The organism is Sorangium sp. So ce836 (assembly GCF_028553905.1).
In the GTDB taxonomy this organism is placed as follows: domain Bacteria; phylum Myxococcota_A; class Polyangia; order Polyangiales; family Polyangiaceae; genus Sorangium; species Sorangium cellulosum_D.
In genome coordinates this window covers 10,090,957-10,106,893 of the sequence record NZ_CP102233.1, presented here as the reverse complement: position 1 = coordinate 10,106,893, position 15,937 = coordinate 10,090,957, and the positions used below count along the sequence as shown (strand labels likewise).

Genomic DNA, 15,937 nt, shown 5'->3' with positions numbered 1-15,937 from the left:
CGCGCTCGGCGCCGCCCCGGTCCGCCTCGCCTCGCCTGGCAGCGCGCTCGGCGCCGCCCCGATGGCTCGCGCGACGCGACCTGTCGTCGGGGGGCGCCTCGTCTTCGCGTCGGGGCGGGCGCGCTCGCGGGATCGCCGCGTCGCCCGTTCGGGGATCGTCGCCGGACGATGCTCCCGGGCGGCCGACGCGGCGGCCGCCGTTCCTGGCAGGACGGGGGCCAGCGGCGGCCTGGGAGGGCTTCGGCGCCTGCGGGCGCGTTCTCGCGCCCTGGGGCGCGCTCGGGGGACGGCCTTTCACCACGCCGCGCGCGATAGCAGACGCCCAGGGGGGCTACAAACGCTTCCCTACGATCCGTGGTCAAGCGCGCGCGAAGGCGGTAAGGGGATGCCTCGCATGTCGAGCGCCCACCGAGGGGATCCACGAAGCGGAGCCCCGCCCGCCGCCCCCGACCCGCACGCGACCGGAGCCCCGTCCCATGACGAGGGGAGGCCGCGCGACGACCGCTCGGCCGAGGCCGGCGGCGCACCGGCCGCGGGCCGCGCGGGCGCGGTCGACGGCGACTTGCGCGGCGGCCCCGCGCGGCTCGCGGCCCTCGCGCTCGCGGCCCTCGCGCTGCTGCCCCTCCTCGGCAAGAGCGGGATCTGGGACCCCTACGAGCTCGACCGGGCCGACCTCGCCCGCCGCATCGCCATCCACGTCTTCCACGCGGCGCGCGGCGTGGAAGGCGTGGATCTCGCCGAGCCCGCCGGGCAGCTGCCGACCCTGACCGACCTCGGCATGGGCGAGCTCGGGTTCACCTCGATGGCGCTCGGCTTCCGGCTGCTCGGCCTGCACGACTGGGCCGGGCGCCTCCCGCTCGCGCTGTGGGGGCTCGCCGGCGCGCTCGTGCTCTACGAGTTCCTCGCCCGCCTCGTCGACCGCAAGGCCGGCCTGTACGGCGTCGCCGTGCTCGTCACGATGCCGCTCTACGTGATGCAGGCCCGCACCATGCTCGGCGACATCGTCACCATGGCGGCGCTCACGATGGCGTTCTGCGGGCTGACCGGCGCCCTGCTCGAGGGCGGGCGAAGGGCGCAGCGCGGCGCCCTGCTCGCGCCGGCCGCGTGGATCGCGGTGGGGCTCCTCGGCCTCGCCGCCGGATACCTCAGCCGCGGCCTGCTGATCGGGGTCGCCGTCCCCGCGCTCGGCGCCGGCCTGACGTGGATCGTGCTGCGCACGTCCGGCGCCTGGCCCGCGCCGGAGCGCCCGCGGCCCACGCTCGGCGATCTCGTGGGCGGCGCCGCGCTCCTGCTCGGCGTCGCCGCGGCGGCGAAGGGCCTCCTCGTGCTCGCGAGCGCGAGCGCCGACGCGCCGCTCCCGCGCGCCCTCGGCGTCGCGCTCCTCAAGAAGCCGCCGGTCGAGTCCACGTTCGATCTCACGCTGCGCCAGCTCGGGCACGCGCTCTTTCCGTGGAGCGCCTTCCTGCCGTTCGCCGTCGGCCGGCTCTTCCGCGCGCCGACCGCGGCGCGAGGGGCCGCGGCGGGCCTCGATCGCGAGGCCGGCGTCCGGATCGCCCTCGTCGTCACGTCGGCGCTCGCCTACGGCGCCTTCGCGCTGCTCGCGCCGCACGCCGGGGCGCTCCCGTTCAGCGGCCCCGCGCTCCTCGCCGCGATCGCCGCGCTCGCCGTCCGCGATCTCGAGCGCGGCGCCCCCTCCTCGCGGGCGCTCGCCGTCGGCTGCTCCGTGCTCGCCTTCGTCCTGTACCGCGACCTCGTCCTCTCGCCGGACCGGGCCCTCAGCGTCTTCTCCGTCGACAAGCCGGTGTTCCCGAAGAGCTTCGAGGAAGAGGCGGCCTCGGTGATGCGCCTCGTCCTGATCGCGTTCGCGGGCCTCGTGGCGCTCACCTGGTTCGAGGAGCAGCCCCGCGAGATCGACCGCGGCCTCAAGGCGTGGGCGCGCCGCCTCGAGCGCGACGTCCACGCCGGCGCCGCGGAGCTCGCGCGCATCTGGGGCGGCAACCTGCTCTTCCTGCTGATCGTCCTCGAGGCGGCGCTCGTCGGCGTCGGCGCGATGATCTTCGTCGGCAAGCGCATCGGATGGGGGACCGTCGCGCGGATGCCGAACCACCTCGCCACCTACGGGATGAACGCGTGGTGGGCGCTGCCCTTGCTGCTCGCGGTCGGGCCCGTTGTGCTCATCGCGGTGCGCGACGCGTTCCGCTTCGTCGTCGCGCGCGCCTCCGTGCCCCGCGCCCTCGGCACGCCGCTCGCCGGCCTCGTCGCCGGCTTCGCGCTGAGCTTCTGGTACTACCCCGCGCTCGCGGCCCAGCTCTCCCCGAAGGAGGTCTTCGAGTCGTACGCGTCGCTGCGCAAGCCCGGCGAGCCGCTCGCGATGCTCGGCGTCCGGAGCCGCGCGGCGGCCTACTACCAGGGCGGCGAGGTCGCGTCGTTCAACGACGCCCCGCAGGCGTTCGCCTGGCTCACCGCGCCCGCCGCGGAGGGCGCCGCCGACAGCGCCGCCGCTCCCGGCGCTCGCCGCTGGCTCGTCGTCAAATCCGACGAGCTGCCCAGGTTGAACAGCCTCTTCCGCAAGCACCACCGGCGCAACCTGCCCGTGCTCGACGGCCGATCGAGCCAGATCCTCCTCGCGTCGAACGAGCTCGGCGGCCAGCCGAACGAGAGCTGGCTCGGCCGTGTCGTGCTCGACGAGCCCGTCGCTCCCGCGAACCCGCTCGACGCGATGTTCGACGATGAGCTGGAGGTGCTCGGCTGGGAGCTGACCGACGACGAGGGCCAGCAGGCCTCGAGCGTGGTCCCGCAGAAGATCTACCACCTGCGGACCTTCTTCCGGGTGCACCGGCCGATCACCGGCAACTGGAAGATGTTCGTTCACATCGATGGGTTTCAGCGCCGTTACAACGGCGACCACGCCGTGATCGAGGGGCGCTACCCGATGAGCCTGTGGCAACCGGGCGACGTCATCGTCGACGACCACGAGCTAAAGCTCGAGCCCAACTTCACCCCGGGCGACTACGCGCTCTACTTCGGCTTCTTTGCCGGGGATACGCGCTTCGAGGTGACCCGCGGACCTGAACACGAGAACCGCATCCGCGGCGGCGTCATCCGCGTGCGGTGAGCCGCCGGTTGTGGGATTCCCGACGCATGCCGCGGCGCGCGCGTCCTCCTGTGCGCCGGGCGACCCACGCGCGGTCCTCGTCGTCGAGCGCCCTCGACGCGCGTGCGGAAAGCGGCTAGTCGCAGAAACATGACCGGGGGCCGTGGTGACTCGAACCATCCGCCCGACACGCCTGGCGGTTCGTCGGCCACCCCCGCGCAGAACGGCGCTTACGGGGACGCCGGCCATGCCGTCGAGGATGCCGAGTGCGAGCTCCCCCCGGATTCGCTCAACCGACGCTCGTCCGAGCGCCTCGACGTCACCTGGCTCGTGGACTGCGAGACGGATGACACGTTCCTCTACGCCTCCATCACCAACATCTCGGAGATGGGCATCTTCGTCCGCACGACGCAGCCGCTCTCGATCGGCACGCGGCTCACGCTCCGCTTCTCGCCCCCGGGGTCCGGGGGCTCGTACGTGCTCGAGGGGACGGTGCAGTGGGTCAACGAGGTGCGCCCCCTCCACGACAACCCGAACCCGGGCATGGGGATCCGCTTCGTCGATCTCACGCCCGACGATCGCGAGCGCATCGTCGACACGATCAGGACGATCGCCTACATCCGCGACGCGCCGGTGAAATCGAACTGACGCGGCGCCGGCGCGCGCCCGCGGCCGTCAGCGCCCCATCACGGCGTCGGGAGGTGCCGCCTGCGCGGGCCCCTGCTCGTCGGCGCGCGGCGGCGCCGCGGGCTTCGCGGCGGGCCGCGCCGCCGATGCCGGCGCGGGGGAGGCGGCCATCGGGACCGCGTTCTGCGCCTGCGAGCGCGCGGCGTTCGCCTCGAGGCCCGCGAGCATCTGCTCGGCGCGGTCGCCGTAGCCCTTCGCGGAGCGGAGCGCGAGCAGCAGCTCCCGCGCCTTGCCCGTCTCCCCGGCCGCCTGGTAACACCGCGCGGCCTCCCACATCGCCGCGTGCGCGGCCGGCGTGCCCGGGTACTGCGCGCCGACCTCGTCGAGCTTGCCGACGGCGGCCGCGCAGCCCGACGTCCGTTGCAGCGCCTGCGCGTCCCGGAGCGCCTGCCTCGCGCCGTCCTCGGGGGCCGCTGCCCCGCGCGCGCTCTTCTCCTTCGCCGCCTCCGCCGTCGGCCTGGGCGGCTCGCTCGCCTTGGCCTCGGCCATGCGCCGGCCGTCGCCCTCGTCCGCCGGCGCGGCCAGGGCGGTCGGCGCGGGGACGCTGGGCGGCTCCTGATGATCCGACGCAGGCTGGCCCCACTCGGTGACCCGCACGGGGGCCACGCCCGTCTTCGGGCGCAGCAGCAGCAGGCTCGAGCCGATGACGAGCACGAAGAGCGCCGCCATCGCCAGCTGCGGCCGCATCGCGTGGCTGCCGGCCCAGGCCAGCGCGCGGAGCGCCTTGCGCCGGAACGGCGTCTTCTTCTGCGCGACCTCGACCGCCTCGAGGATCCGCGCCTCGAGCTCCTCGCTCGGCTCCTCGAGCGGCAGCGGACCGGCGTCGCGGGCCGCGCGCAGCCCCGAGAACGCCGAGGCGCACCGGGCGCAGCTGTCCATGTGGCGCTTCATGGCCGCATGCGTCAGCTCGTCGAGCTCGTCGTAGAGCGCGTCCATCACGTGCTGGTCGAACTTCTCGCAGTCCATAGACAGCTCTTCCGGCGCGCTAGCGCAGCGCCCTCGCGTAATCCTCGTACTCCGAGAGGGCCTCCTGGAGCCGCTCCAGGGCGTAGCGCATCCGGCTCTTCACCGTGTTCTCGGGCACCCCCACGATCTGGGCGATGTCCTTGAAGGGCACGTGCCCGATCTCCCGGAGCAGGAAGACCTCCCGCTGCTCGTGCGGGAGGCCCTCCACGGCGCGGACGATGAGCTGCCCCATCTCGGCCCCGATCGCGACGCGGTCCACCGCGGCCTGGGGCGCCGGGTCCGCGGTCCGCTCGCCGAGCGTGGGGCCGTCGCCGTCGCCGGAGCCCTGGTCGAGCGACGGGTGGCGCCGGAGCGACATCTTGCGCAGGTGGTCGATGCAGACGTTGCGCGCGATGGCGTAGGCCCACGTGGTGAACCTCGCCTCGTGCTTGAAGTCGGAGGCGCTCTGCACGATCTTCACGAACACATCCTGCACCAGATCCTCGGCGACCGCAGGCCCGCGGACCTGCCGCAGGATGAAGTTGTAGATGGGCGTCTTGTGCCGCCGGACGAGCCCGGCAAACGCCGCGCGGTCGCCGCCCTGAAAACGCATCATCAGGGCTTCGTCGGTGACCTCCTCTCGAGAAATCGGGACCATCCTAGCTCCCGGAGCGGCCGAGCCTCTGCGGCGCTCCTTCGGCGGCCCGATCGGGGGGGTGTTCGTGGCGACGACCGCGACGTCGGATCGGACGCGCGGCGTGGCTCGAAGATCTGAGGCGCTCTCCTTCCCCTGACACAAGCGCACCTTAGCGGATCCGCCCCCGAGCGAGCGAGCCCCCTTCGCCCGCGTCGATGGGAGGGCCGCTGGCGTCGGGAGGCGCGCCCGCGTTCTGCCCCGCGGCGCCCTCGTGGCAGCGCACCGTCGGCCGGCTGAGGACGCCGCGGGCGCGCGCTGGGGGAAGGCGGCAGCACGTTTTCCTCTGCACGTTTCTGCACTTTTTTTGCATGGTCCGCGCCGCCGTCGCGCCGCCAGCGGCGGGGCGCTGCGCCGGGAGAGCGGAAGCTGCCCAGGTCGTTGCGCTCCGAAGCCAGCCGCCACTAGACTCGCCGGCACCGGGCGTGAGGTCGCCCCCCTCTGCTGACGAGGGTAAAACCACGAGGTTACCTTTCGATGCGACTTATCAGGATGCTGGCTGTGGGGGTGGGGGCCTCGTTCTTGATGGCCGTGCCGGCCTTCGCGCAGAGCCCGGGCGCCGCGTCGGGCAAGGCCGCCGCTCCTGCCGCCTCGGTGGCGCCGGCCGCCTCGGCGCCCGCGAACGCAGCGCAGGCCGCCCCCGCGACGGGCGCCGCGGCTGCATCGCCCGGCACCACGGCGGCGCCGGCCGCGGGCGCCGCCGCATCGCCCGGCACCACGGCGGCGCCGGCCGCGGGCGCCGCCGCATCGCCCGGCACGACGGCGGCGCCGGCGCCGGCCGCATCGCCCGGCGCGACGGCGGCGCCGGCCGCGGGCGCCGCCGCCCCGGCGATGGATGGCCCGACGTACGCGGTGCGGCTGCGCGATCTGGAGCAGCGCATCGACGAGCTCAAGGAGCAGATCCGCCGCAGCCATACGCGGCTCTCGCTCCTCAGCGACACGATCCTCTCCGGCGGCGGCGCCGGCTCGCGCGCCTCGATCCGGTTCAACAACGAGCTGTCGAGCGCGTTCCGCGTGACCCGCGTGCTGATCGTCCTGGATGGCGCCGTCCAGTACAACAAGACCGATCAGTCGGGCGCCCTGGCGGAGCAGACCGAGATCCCGATCTTCAACGGCTCGGTCCCGCCGGGGGATCACACCCTCCAGGTGCTCGTGAACCTGCAGGGCAACGGCTACGGGGTGTTCTCGTACCTGCGCGGCTACCGCTTCGAGGTGCGCTCCAGCCATTCCTTCACGGCGGTCGAGGGCAAGACGATCAACCTCCAGGCGGTCGCCTTCGAGAAGGGGGGCGTCACGACCCCGCTCGAAGAGCGCCCGGCGGTCCGTTTCGTCGAGAAGATTGTGAGCGGCCTCTCGGACGCTTCCGGGCAGCCGGCCGCCGCCGCTGGTGGCAAGTAGGTTCGAGCTCGTTAGGACAAGTCGCCATGACCTGGGACTCCGGATCGCGGGTTACCCCTGCCTTGCTTGGCCTGCTCCTGCTCGGCGCGGCCACGACCGCGGCCCCTGCCGACGCGTGGGCCCTAGACAGCGAGCGCGCCTACACGAGCGCCTCGCAGCAGATCAGCAGCGTCTCGTCCGGGCTGGGCGCCATCCAGTCGGCGATCCAGAAGTCCCGCGGCGAGCAGCGCACCCCGGAGCAGCGCATCGCGGACGCCGTCCTGCTGATGGGGTCCAGGGACTACGAGCGCGCGGCCAACGTGCTGAACCAGGTGGTCGAGAAGTACCCCGACCATCCGACGGCCTTCCCGGACGCGCTCAACCTGCTCGGCGAGACGTACTTCCGCTCGAAGCAGTACCTCTCGGCCCGCCGGGTGTTCCAGCGGATCGTCGCGAGCGGCGCCGAGCCGCGCTTCGCCGCCTACCAGGAGAAGGCGCTCGGCCGGCTCGTGGACATCTGCCTCCGGATCAAGGACTACGACGCCCTCGACGCCGTCTTCGCCTCGATGAACAACGTCCCGTCCTCCGCGGCGGGGAGCGCCCTCTCGTACGCGCGCGGCAAGGGCCTCTACGTGAAGAGGGACCTCGCCGGCGCGAAGGCGGCGCTCGGCGCGGTCGACCCGCGGAGCGAGTACTTCCACCAGGCGAGATACCTGCTCGGCCTGATCGCGGTGAAGGAGGCGACGCCCCCGCCGGAGCCGCTCAAGGAGGGCGACGTGCCCCCGGCGGTGCCCAAGACCCGCTACGTCGCCGCGATCGACCTGTTCCAGAGGGTGACGCAGCTGCCGGCCGACACCCCGGAGCACCGGCGCGTCATCGATCTCGCGTGGCTCGCGATCGGGCGGCTCTTCTACGAGGCCGACCAGTGGGCCCAGGCCGTGCAGGCGTACGGCCACATCGATCGCGTCTCGCCCGAGTTCGGGACCATGCTCTACGAGCTCGCCTGGGTGTACGTCCGTCTGGGCGACGTGGATCGCGCCCAGCGATCGCTCGAGATCCTCGCCATCGCCGAGCCGGACAGCCAGAACATCGCCGACGGCTCGCTGCTCCGCGGCGACCTGATGCTGCGCGCCGGCCGGTTCGAGAAGGCGCTGAAGGTGTACGAGGGGGTGCGCGCCACCTACGACCCGATGCGCGCGCGCGTGGACGCCTTCCTCGGCTCGACGAGCGATCCCGCCGTCTACTACGACAAGCTGAGCCAGGAGCAGCTCGAGGCGCTCGACACGAACGCCTCGCTCCCGCCGCTCGCGGTCCAGTGGGCGCGCGAGGCCGAGGACGGCCCGGCCGCGTTCGCGGTCATCGACGACATCCACTACTGCCGCGAGCTGATCAAGCAGTCGAACGAGCTGATCGAAAAGCTGAACGCCGTGCTCAGCTCGCCCAACCGGGTGCGCGCGTTCCCGGAGCTCAAGGCGGGCGAGGAGAAGGCGCTCGCGCTGCTCAACCGGGTCGCGCTGGCGCGCCTCGCGCTCGGCCAGGGCATGGACGACGTGGAGGACGATCCGCTCTCGGGCGAGATCGGCAGCGCGCGCGCGCGGCGCCGCGCGCTCGAGAAGCGCCTCTCGCGGGTGCCCGTCACCGACGCCGATTTCCAGGACCGGGAGGCGCAGGCGCTCAAGCAGTGGAACACCCAGTCGCAGCGCCTCCAGCAGCTGACGCTGCAGATGGACTCGCTGCAGGCGACGATCAACGGGCTCCGGCGGCTGCTCCGCGAGGGGCCGCACGCCGGCGTCGTCCGGGATCCCGCGAGCATCGCCCGCTTCGAGCACGAGCTCGCGCAGAACGAGCGCGACCTCGCGCTCTACCGCCAGCAGGCGGACGTGCTCCGAAAGCAGGTGAGCGCGGGCCGGGTCCAGGTCGGCTTCGGCGATCAGCGCTTCATCGAGGACGCGCAGACGCGCAAGGCCCACCGCGACGCCCTGACGCGGGAGGTCGAGCTGGCCGCGGCGGGCGCCGGCGGCGCGGATCTCGCGGCGTACGCGCAGCGGATCACGCCGTTGCTCCGGTCCGGCGATGCGGCGGACGCGAGGGTCGAGGCGGCGCTCCGCGAGATCGAGGGCGAGGTCGCGCAGAAGTCCTCGGGCCTCCGGCAGATCGTCAGCCGGGAGACGGCGAGCGTCGTGCACTACTCGGTGCAGCTCGACGCGCTCGACCGGGAGGCGCGCCTCGTCGTCGGCGAGGTCGCGATGCGGAACTTCGGCCTCGTCCGCGACCGGCTGAAGAACATCATCCTGCGCGCCGACGTCGGCATCACCGAGGAAGCCTGGGAGGTCCGCGAGGAGCAGATGACGCGTGTTCGCAGCCTGCAGGTCGAGCGCGCCCGTGAGGATCGGGTCCTCAAGGAGGAGCTCAACGAGGTCCTCGACGACAGCGGCGATCCGGAGGATGAGAAGTGAGCAACGAGCAGGGCGGCGCGAGCGCGCCGCAGATCGCTGATGCGTCGCGCCGAGGGGCGCAGATCCTCGGACCGGCGGGGGCGCGCGGCCCGCTCGGCGACGTCGTGAGGACGAGGCGCCGTCGCCCGCGCGGCGCGCTCGGGGTGGCCAGCCTCGCCCTGGTGCTGGCGGTCGCGCCCCTCGCGCTCTCCCAGCCCGCGCCCGCGCCGGCGGCCTCCGCCACGCCCGCGCCGACGACCGCCGCGCCGGGGGCCGCCGCGCCGGCTCCGCAGACCGGAGCCGCCCCTGCGCCGGCGGGCTTGCCGCCGGTGCAACCCTTCGCGCCGCCGATGTCCGTCGGGCGCAAGCAGGCGCCGCCGCCGCCTCCTCCGACGCCCGCCCAGCTCGCCGCGCTCGCGGCGCTCGAGAAGGAAGCGGCCGCCTACGAGAAGGCGGCCCGCGACTACCGGAGCGCCATCACCCGCATCGTGCAGCACCACTACGAGGACAGGCGCCGGCGCATCCTCTCGTCGCTCGACCGGGAGATCGAGACGGAGCGGAAGGGCCTCCGCGACGCCCGGGAAGAGGCGATCCGTAGGCTCGAGGCGTTCGTCCAGCGCTACAGCGGCCCGAACGCTCACCCCGAGAACACGCCCGACGCGATGTTCCGCCTGGCCGCGCTCTATGAGGAGCGCGCGCGCACCGACTCCGACGCGAGCGAGGATCTCAGCGTCGCGCTGCTCCCGGCCATCGCGCTTTACAAGCGCGTCATCCACGAGTTCCCGCAGTACCGCGAGCTCGCCGGCATCTATTACTACCTCGGCCACGCGCTGAACGACTCGGTGCGGTTCCCCGAGGCGCAGCAGGTGTGGCGCTCGCTCGTCTGCCACAACAAGTACCCGTACCCCGTCGCGCCCGACCCGAAGGACCCGACGCGCGACACCATCGGCAAGCTCCCGCAGGACCACGACGCCGACTACTGGACCGGCTGGGAGGCGCGCCACCCGACGCCCATCGGCCCCACGCCGGGCCGGGCGGCCCAGCCCGCCCGCAGGCCCGCGCGGGGCAAGGCCCCCGTCGTCGAGGACGAGACGGGCTACATCGATCCCTACCCCGACGATTGCCAGCCGATCCCGCAGAAGACGGCGCTCGGCGCCGAGCCCCGTTACGTCGCCGAGGTCTGGTGGCAGATCGGCGACTACCACTTCAACGAGATCGACCGCGCCGGCGGCCCGTTCAACTACAACAGGGCGGGGTCGGCGTACCGTCAGTCGATCCAGTACAAGAAGCCGCCTGTCCACGGCGTCGCGATGTACAAGCTCGCCTGGACGTACTTCAAGCAGCAGCGCTACGAGACCTCGGTACGCCAGTTCATCGAGCTGCTCCGCTACACCGACGAGCAGGAGAAGCTCACGGGCGATCCTGGCGCGGATTTCCGGGCGGAGGCGTACACCTACATCGCCGGCTCGCTCACGTACCTCGACTTCGTCGGCCCCGGGCCGGAGGAGCCCTACATCCCGCGGAACGACGTCCTCGACATCGAGACCGACCCGCGCATGGCCGAGCAGAAGATGCGGATCGCGATCGAGCGCGTCCAGGATCCCAAGCTGATCCCGCAGGATCAGAAGTGGACGGTCGAGATCTACAAGGCGCTCGCGCTGGAGTTCAAAGAGCTCAACCAGTATCGGAACACGATCGAGGTGAGCGAGATCATCCTGCAGAAGTGGCCGATGCACCGCGACGCGCCCGTGATCCAGAACCAGATCGCGGACATCTACGACACGCTCACGTCGCAGTCGCGCGAGGGCACGGCCGAGCGGGCGATGAACTCGGCCAAGGCGCTCGAGGCGCGGACGAAGCTCGCCCAGTACGTCGGGATGACGCCGTGGGTCGAGGCCAACAAGGACGATCCCGAGGCGATCCAGACCGCCGAGCGGCTCGTGCGCGGCGGGCTCCGCCGGGCCGCCGCCGATCACACGAACGCGGGCAGCGCCCTCGTGCAGCAGGCGCTGACGATCGACGAGAAGGAGACGCGCGACCCGATCTTCGAGCGGGCGCTCGGCGAGTATCGCCTCGCCGCGCAGGGGTGGGCCGGCTACCTGGCCCAGGACGAGAACGCCCCGGACGCGTACGAGAGCCGGTACTGGCTGGCCGACGCGCACCACATGGTCGTCGTGATCACGGTGGCCATGGATCGCTCGCCCACGCGGCAGGAGGTCGAGCTGGCGAGGAGCTCTGCGGTCAGCGTGCGCGACTCGAACGAGGACGACAAGTACCTGCAGCCCGCGGCGTACATGGTGGTCGACACCGCCCACCAGGCGCTCCTCGATAGGCACAAGCTCTTCCAGCGGACGAAGGGCGCCGAGGGGCTCGAGCCGCGGGAGAAGGTCAAGATCGTCGGCGAGGGCGACGAGCAGCGCGTCGTCACCGAGCCGCTGCCCCCGGAGGTCCAGGCGGCCGTCGCCGCGCGGGACGAGTACATCCAGCGCGTACCCCCCGCGCTCGACGCCCCGAAGAACATCGATCTCTACGCGTTCCAGGCGGCGGACTACTACTTCCTTTACGGCCAGTTCGCCGAGGCGCGCAGGCGGCTCGAGCCCATCTACGACGCGCAGTGCGGCAAGACCGAGTTCGGCTACAAGGCGTGGGAGCGTCTCACGACGATGTCGAACCTCGAGAACAACGTCGAGCAGAGCCGCAAGCTGGCCGAGGCGGCGCTCACGCGGAGCTGCGCCGTCAGCGAGGAGCAGAAGCTGAAGGAGGGCGACATCGCCCGGCCGACGATCTCCCGCGGCTACTACCTCGACGCGGCCCGCGCCTTCGAGAAGGCCGAGAAGATGCCGGACGGCCCGGCGCGCGTCGCCGCCTGGCGCGAGGCCGCGGCGCTCTACAAGGTCGCGCTCGAGAAGGCGCCGGCCCGCGACGAGGCGCCGGAGGCCGCCATGAACGGCGCCTACTGCTACAAGCAGGTGGGCGACTACGACCAGGCCATCGCGATGTACTCCCTGTTCATCAAGGAGTACGGAAACGAGGAGAACCTGGCGAAGCTCGAGAAGGGCGACCCGGGGGCGAACCCGCCGAAGAACCCCGATCCGAAGCGCTACGCCGAGCGGGTGAAGTACCTGAAGCAAGCCTACGACGCGCTCTCCGCCGCGTACGTCCTCTTCTTCAACTACCGCAGCGCGGCCGAGACCTACGACACCATCGCTCGCAACACGCGGTTCGAGCAGGCGGCGCGCCGGGACGCGGCCCGGAACTCGGTCCTGCTCTACGCGAACATCGGTGAGCGCGACAAGATGACGGCCTCGCGCGCCACCTTCATGAGCCTGAACCCGCCCCCCGAGCAGAAGGCCGACATCGACTTCCTCGTCGCGTCGGCGGACCTGAAGGCCTGGGACGAGCAGGGGCCCGACGAGGGCCCGAACCGCGCCGCGCGCACCAAGGCCATGCAGTCGATGGAGGCCTATTACGCGGCCAACAAGAACAACCCGGCCGCGAGCGGGTATGTCGTCCAGGCGGCCTACCACGCGTCCAAGATGCGCGGCGCCGCCGGCGATCCGAAGGCGCGGGAGTGGTGCAAGAACACCATGACGTCGTTCACGTCGTTCCGGAGCTCGGCGGCCGGCGACAAGAAGGCCCTCGGGTCGGTGCAGGCCGACATGGCGGCGGAGTGCGCCTACAAGGCCATCGAGGACCGCATCAAGGCCGAGTTCGACTACGACACGGGGCACCACCGCTACGAGGGGGTCATCGATCAGGTGAAGCGGGCCTTCGAGGCCGACATCGCCAAGGCCAACGATCGGTACTGGAAGGAGCTCCAGGAGGTCATCACCGCGTACGAGTCGCGGCCGTGGTCGGTCGCCGCGCGCGCGCGGCAGGGCTCGCTTTACGACTCGTGCCGCACGGGCCTGTACAACGCCCGCCCGCCGGGCCTCCGGCTCTACACGGACAAGGAAGAGAAGCTGCTCAAGCTCGCCGAGACGAGCGATCGCGAGGATCTCCAGGAGACGGCCGACGCGCTCCGGCAGAACCGCCGCGAGCAGTGGCGCGCGGCGCGCGAGCGGCTCCTCAACGACGCCGACAAGGCGATGGTCAAGTTCTATGTCGAGTCCGTCGTCTGGGCGAAGGCGTGGAAGGTGCGGAATCCGGCGGTGGACTATGCGATCCAGCGGCTCGCGTTCTTCACGGACATCCTCGGCGACGCCAAGCTCCGCGAGTGGAGCCAGGGGATCATCGATCCCGAGACGAAGCGTCCGTTCGAGTACAAGGATGGCATCTTCCTCCGGACGCGGCCCGGCATGACTCCGCCGCTCGCCCCCGACGGCCTCCCCCTGCCCCTGCCGGTCGTGCCATGAAGCGCCGCCTCTCCATCACCCTCTTCGTCAGCCTGCTCGCGGTCGTGTCGCCGTTCGCCCTCGCGTCCTGCGGTGAGGAGGCGACGCCGCCGCCCAAGGCGCCCACCCGCCCCGTGACCGGCCCTGCTGGCGCGGCCCCGCCCGTCCAGGCGCCGTACGGCATGAACGACGCGCCGAGCTCGATGCGGCCGTACGACCAGCCTGCCCCGGGGGCGCCGGTGGCCATGAACGCCCGCGCGGCGACCATCTACCAGGGCGGCCTGCAGGCGTTCGCGAACGGCGACCTCGCGAGCGCGAAGGCGCAGTTCACGCAGGCGACGCAGGCCGATCCGCGCGCCCACCAGGCCTTCTACTCGCTCGGCGTGGTGCAGGAGCGGCTCCGCGACGAGGGCGCCGGCGCGAGCTACCGCCAGGCGTTCACGCTCGTGCCCGACTACGAGCCGGCCATCGTCGCGTACGCGATGCTCCTCGCCCGGAAGGGTCAGCTCGGCGAGGCGGAGCGGCTCCTCAACGAGAAGCGCGGCCAGATGCCGAAGTCGGCGGCCGTCGCGGCGACGCTCGCGGAGATCAAGTCGCTCCAGCGGGACACCGGCTCGGCCCAGCGGCTCGCGCAGGAGGCGCTGAAGATCAACCCGGACTACCGGCCGGCGATGGTCATCATCGCCCGCGATCACTACAGGAACCGGCGCCTCGATCTCGCGCTGTACGCGCTCCAGGCGATCCTGGACGGGTTCGAGCCGGTCAGCGAGAACCCGCCGCGCGACAGGGACAACGCCGAGGCGCTGCTGCTCCGCGGCCTGATCTACCGGGAGCAGGGGCAGCGCGCCGCGGCGCTGGAGGAGTTCCGCAAGGCGGTGATGCGCCGCCCCGATCTCGTCGAGGCGCGGGTGCAGCTTGCGACCTACCTGCTCGAGGCGGGCAACGCCCAGGAGGCGCTGCCCCTCCTCGAGGGCGCCGTCCGCTTCGACGCCGAGCACGTGGCCGCGCACCTGAACCTCGGGGACGCCTACCGCCTGCTCGAGCGCTACGCCGAAGCGAAGCGCGAGTTCGACTGGGTGCTCGCCCGGAACCCGAACCTGCCCCAGGTCCACTACGACCTCGGCCTGCTGTACCTGTTCGCCCCGAGCGTCCCCGGCATGACGCCCAAGCAGCAGGTGGCGGAGGCGATCAAATCGCTCACGCGGTTCCAGGAGCTGCGCAACAAGGGCCAGCGCGACGACTCGGAGGAGCTCCTGAACCGCGCCAAGCTCAAGGAGGGCGAGCTCAACGCGGCTGCGGCCGCGGCGCAGCCCGCGGCTCCGCCTGCCGCCGAGGCGGACGGGGGCGTCGCCGACGCCGCGACCGACACGTGAGGGAGACCATGAGCATGTACAAGGCACTTGCGCTGGGTTCGGTCCTGCTCGCGATCCTCTGCCACGGCGAGCGCGCCAGCGCGCAGGAGAAGGGCAAGCAGCGCGGGGTCATCACGCTCGCCGAGGTGACGATCACCGGCCGCATCCAGAAGCCCATCGCGGCCGTCGACGTCAGCCGGATCCAGCCGAAGCTCACGCTCGCCGAGCTGCGCCAGCCCTTCCTGGACCGCATCGAGCAGGCGATCTTCAAGGAGCCGTTCTAGTGCCTCGGGCCGGAGATCTCGCCGGATTTCCGGGCGCGCATCGCGGGCGCTAGGCGGCGGCGTGTCCGCCGCGCTCTTCATCGCGCTGTCGATCGCGGCGAGCGGCGCCTGCGCCGCGATCTCATGGAAGCACCCGGCGCAGGTCGCGCGCGCGACGGGCGGCGACCTGACGGCGCTCGCGCGCTCGCTCCGCGCGCTGCCCGCCGAGGCGCGGCTCTCCGAGCTGGCGAGGCGGTCGCCGCCGGAGAGCTGGGAGCGCCGGCTCGCGCTCGAGGTCATGTCCGCCGCGGACCCGCGCGCGAAGATCGCGGCGGCGAACGACCTCCTCGCCGAGCTCGAGCAGCGGCTCGACGCGGGCGCGGGGTGGCCGCGCGCGGCGGCGCGCCTCTCGGCGCTCGCCGCGCTGCTCCTCGCCACGCTCTCTTTCCTCGCGCAGGCCGGGCCCTCGGCCATCGCGCTCGCCCTGGTCGCGGGCGCCGCCGGCGCGATCGCGTCCGCGGCGGCCGGGCGCGCCGGCCGCGCCGCCGCCTCGCGGACGCGCGAGGCCGTCGACGCGCTCGTCGGCGTCGCATTGGGCCCGCTCGACGGCGCTGCCGGAGCTCCGCGCGCGCCTCGCGCATCACCGCGGCGAGCGCGGCGCGCGCCCCCCTGAGCGCGGCGCGCTCTCCTGGACCGCCCCCAGCTGTCCGTGTACCCTCGCGGGCTGTGGTGCCCTCCGCTGCGCAGCGCTCCTTC

10 protein-coding genes are annotated in these 15,937 nt (G+C 72.6%); 8 read left to right on the top strand and 2 right to left on the bottom strand.

Annotated elements, in window-relative coordinates:
• The first annotated feature begins 394 nt into the window (after window positions 1-394).
• Together NQZ70_RS36660 and NQZ70_RS36655 are read left to right on the top strand one after the other, a co-directional pair.
• The gene (locus NQZ70_RS36660; RefSeq protein WP_129578379.1) at window positions 395-3,115 is read left to right on the top strand and encodes a glycosyltransferase family 39 protein; all 2,721 of its coding nucleotides are present in this window, start codon (window positions 395-397) and stop codon (window positions 3,113-3,115) included.
• 129 nt (window positions 3,116-3,244) lie between these two features.
• Complete coding sequence (locus NQZ70_RS36655; RefSeq protein ID WP_129578378.1) at window positions 3,245-3,742, top strand: TIGR02266 family protein; 498 nt, start codon at window positions 3,245-3,247, stop codon at window positions 3,740-3,742.
• A gap of 27 nt (window positions 3,743-3,769) precedes the next feature.
• Here the strand turns inward: NQZ70_RS36655 and NQZ70_RS36650 are convergent, their stop codons facing one another.
• Together NQZ70_RS36650 and NQZ70_RS36645 are read right to left on the bottom strand one after the other, a co-directional pair.
• Window positions 3,770-4,747 (bottom strand): zf-HC2 domain-containing protein, encoded by a 978-nt coding sequence (locus NQZ70_RS36650; protein ID WP_129578377.1) that lies wholly within the window; start codon window positions 4,745-4,747, stop codon window positions 3,770-3,772.
• A 19-nt stretch (window positions 4,748-4,766) separates the two neighbouring features.
• The gene (locus NQZ70_RS36645; RefSeq protein ID WP_129578376.1) at window positions 4,767-5,384 is read right to left on the bottom strand and encodes an RNA polymerase sigma factor; all 618 of its coding nucleotides are present in this window, start codon (window positions 5,382-5,384) and stop codon (window positions 4,767-4,769) included.
• Between the two features lie 513 nt (window positions 5,385-5,897).
• On the opposite strand from NQZ70_RS36645, the gene NQZ70_RS36640 reads away from it, so the two are divergent.
• The 6 genes from NQZ70_RS36640 (at window position 5,898) to NQZ70_RS36615 (ending at window position 15,854) form a co-directional block, all read left to right on the top strand.
• Window positions 5,898-6,818, top strand: coding sequence for a hypothetical protein (locus tag NQZ70_RS36640; RefSeq protein ID WP_237244364.1), 921 nt, complete (start codon window positions 5,898-5,900; stop codon window positions 6,816-6,818).
• Between the two features lie 26 nt (window positions 6,819-6,844).
• Window positions 6,845-9,253, top strand: coding sequence for a tetratricopeptide repeat protein (locus NQZ70_RS36635; protein WP_129578375.1), 2,409 nt, complete (start codon window positions 6,845-6,847; stop codon window positions 9,251-9,253).
• Window positions 9,250-13,587: a hypothetical protein gene (locus tag NQZ70_RS36630; RefSeq protein ID WP_129578374.1), complete on the top strand. Its 4,338-nt coding sequence runs from the start codon at window positions 9,250-9,252 to the stop codon at window positions 13,585-13,587. Before NQZ70_RS36635 ends, NQZ70_RS36630 begins: the two co-directional genes overlap by 4 nt.
• The gene (locus NQZ70_RS36625) at window positions 13,584-14,939 is read left to right on the top strand and encodes a lipopolysaccharide assembly protein LapB (protein WP_129578373.1); all 1,356 of its coding nucleotides are present in this window, start codon (window positions 13,584-13,586) and stop codon (window positions 14,937-14,939) included. Before NQZ70_RS36630 ends, NQZ70_RS36625 begins: the two co-directional genes overlap by 4 nt.
• Before the next feature lie 14 nt (window positions 14,940-14,953).
• Window positions 14,954-15,202, top strand: coding sequence for a hypothetical protein (locus NQZ70_RS36620; protein ID WP_020738965.1), 249 nt, complete (start codon window positions 14,954-14,956; stop codon window positions 15,200-15,202).
• A 61-nt stretch (window positions 15,203-15,263) separates the two neighbouring features.
• Complete coding sequence (locus NQZ70_RS36615; RefSeq protein ID WP_129578372.1) at window positions 15,264-15,854, top strand: hypothetical protein; 591 nt, start codon at window positions 15,264-15,266, stop codon at window positions 15,852-15,854.
• The last annotated feature ends 83 nt before the right edge of the window (window positions 15,855-15,937 follow it).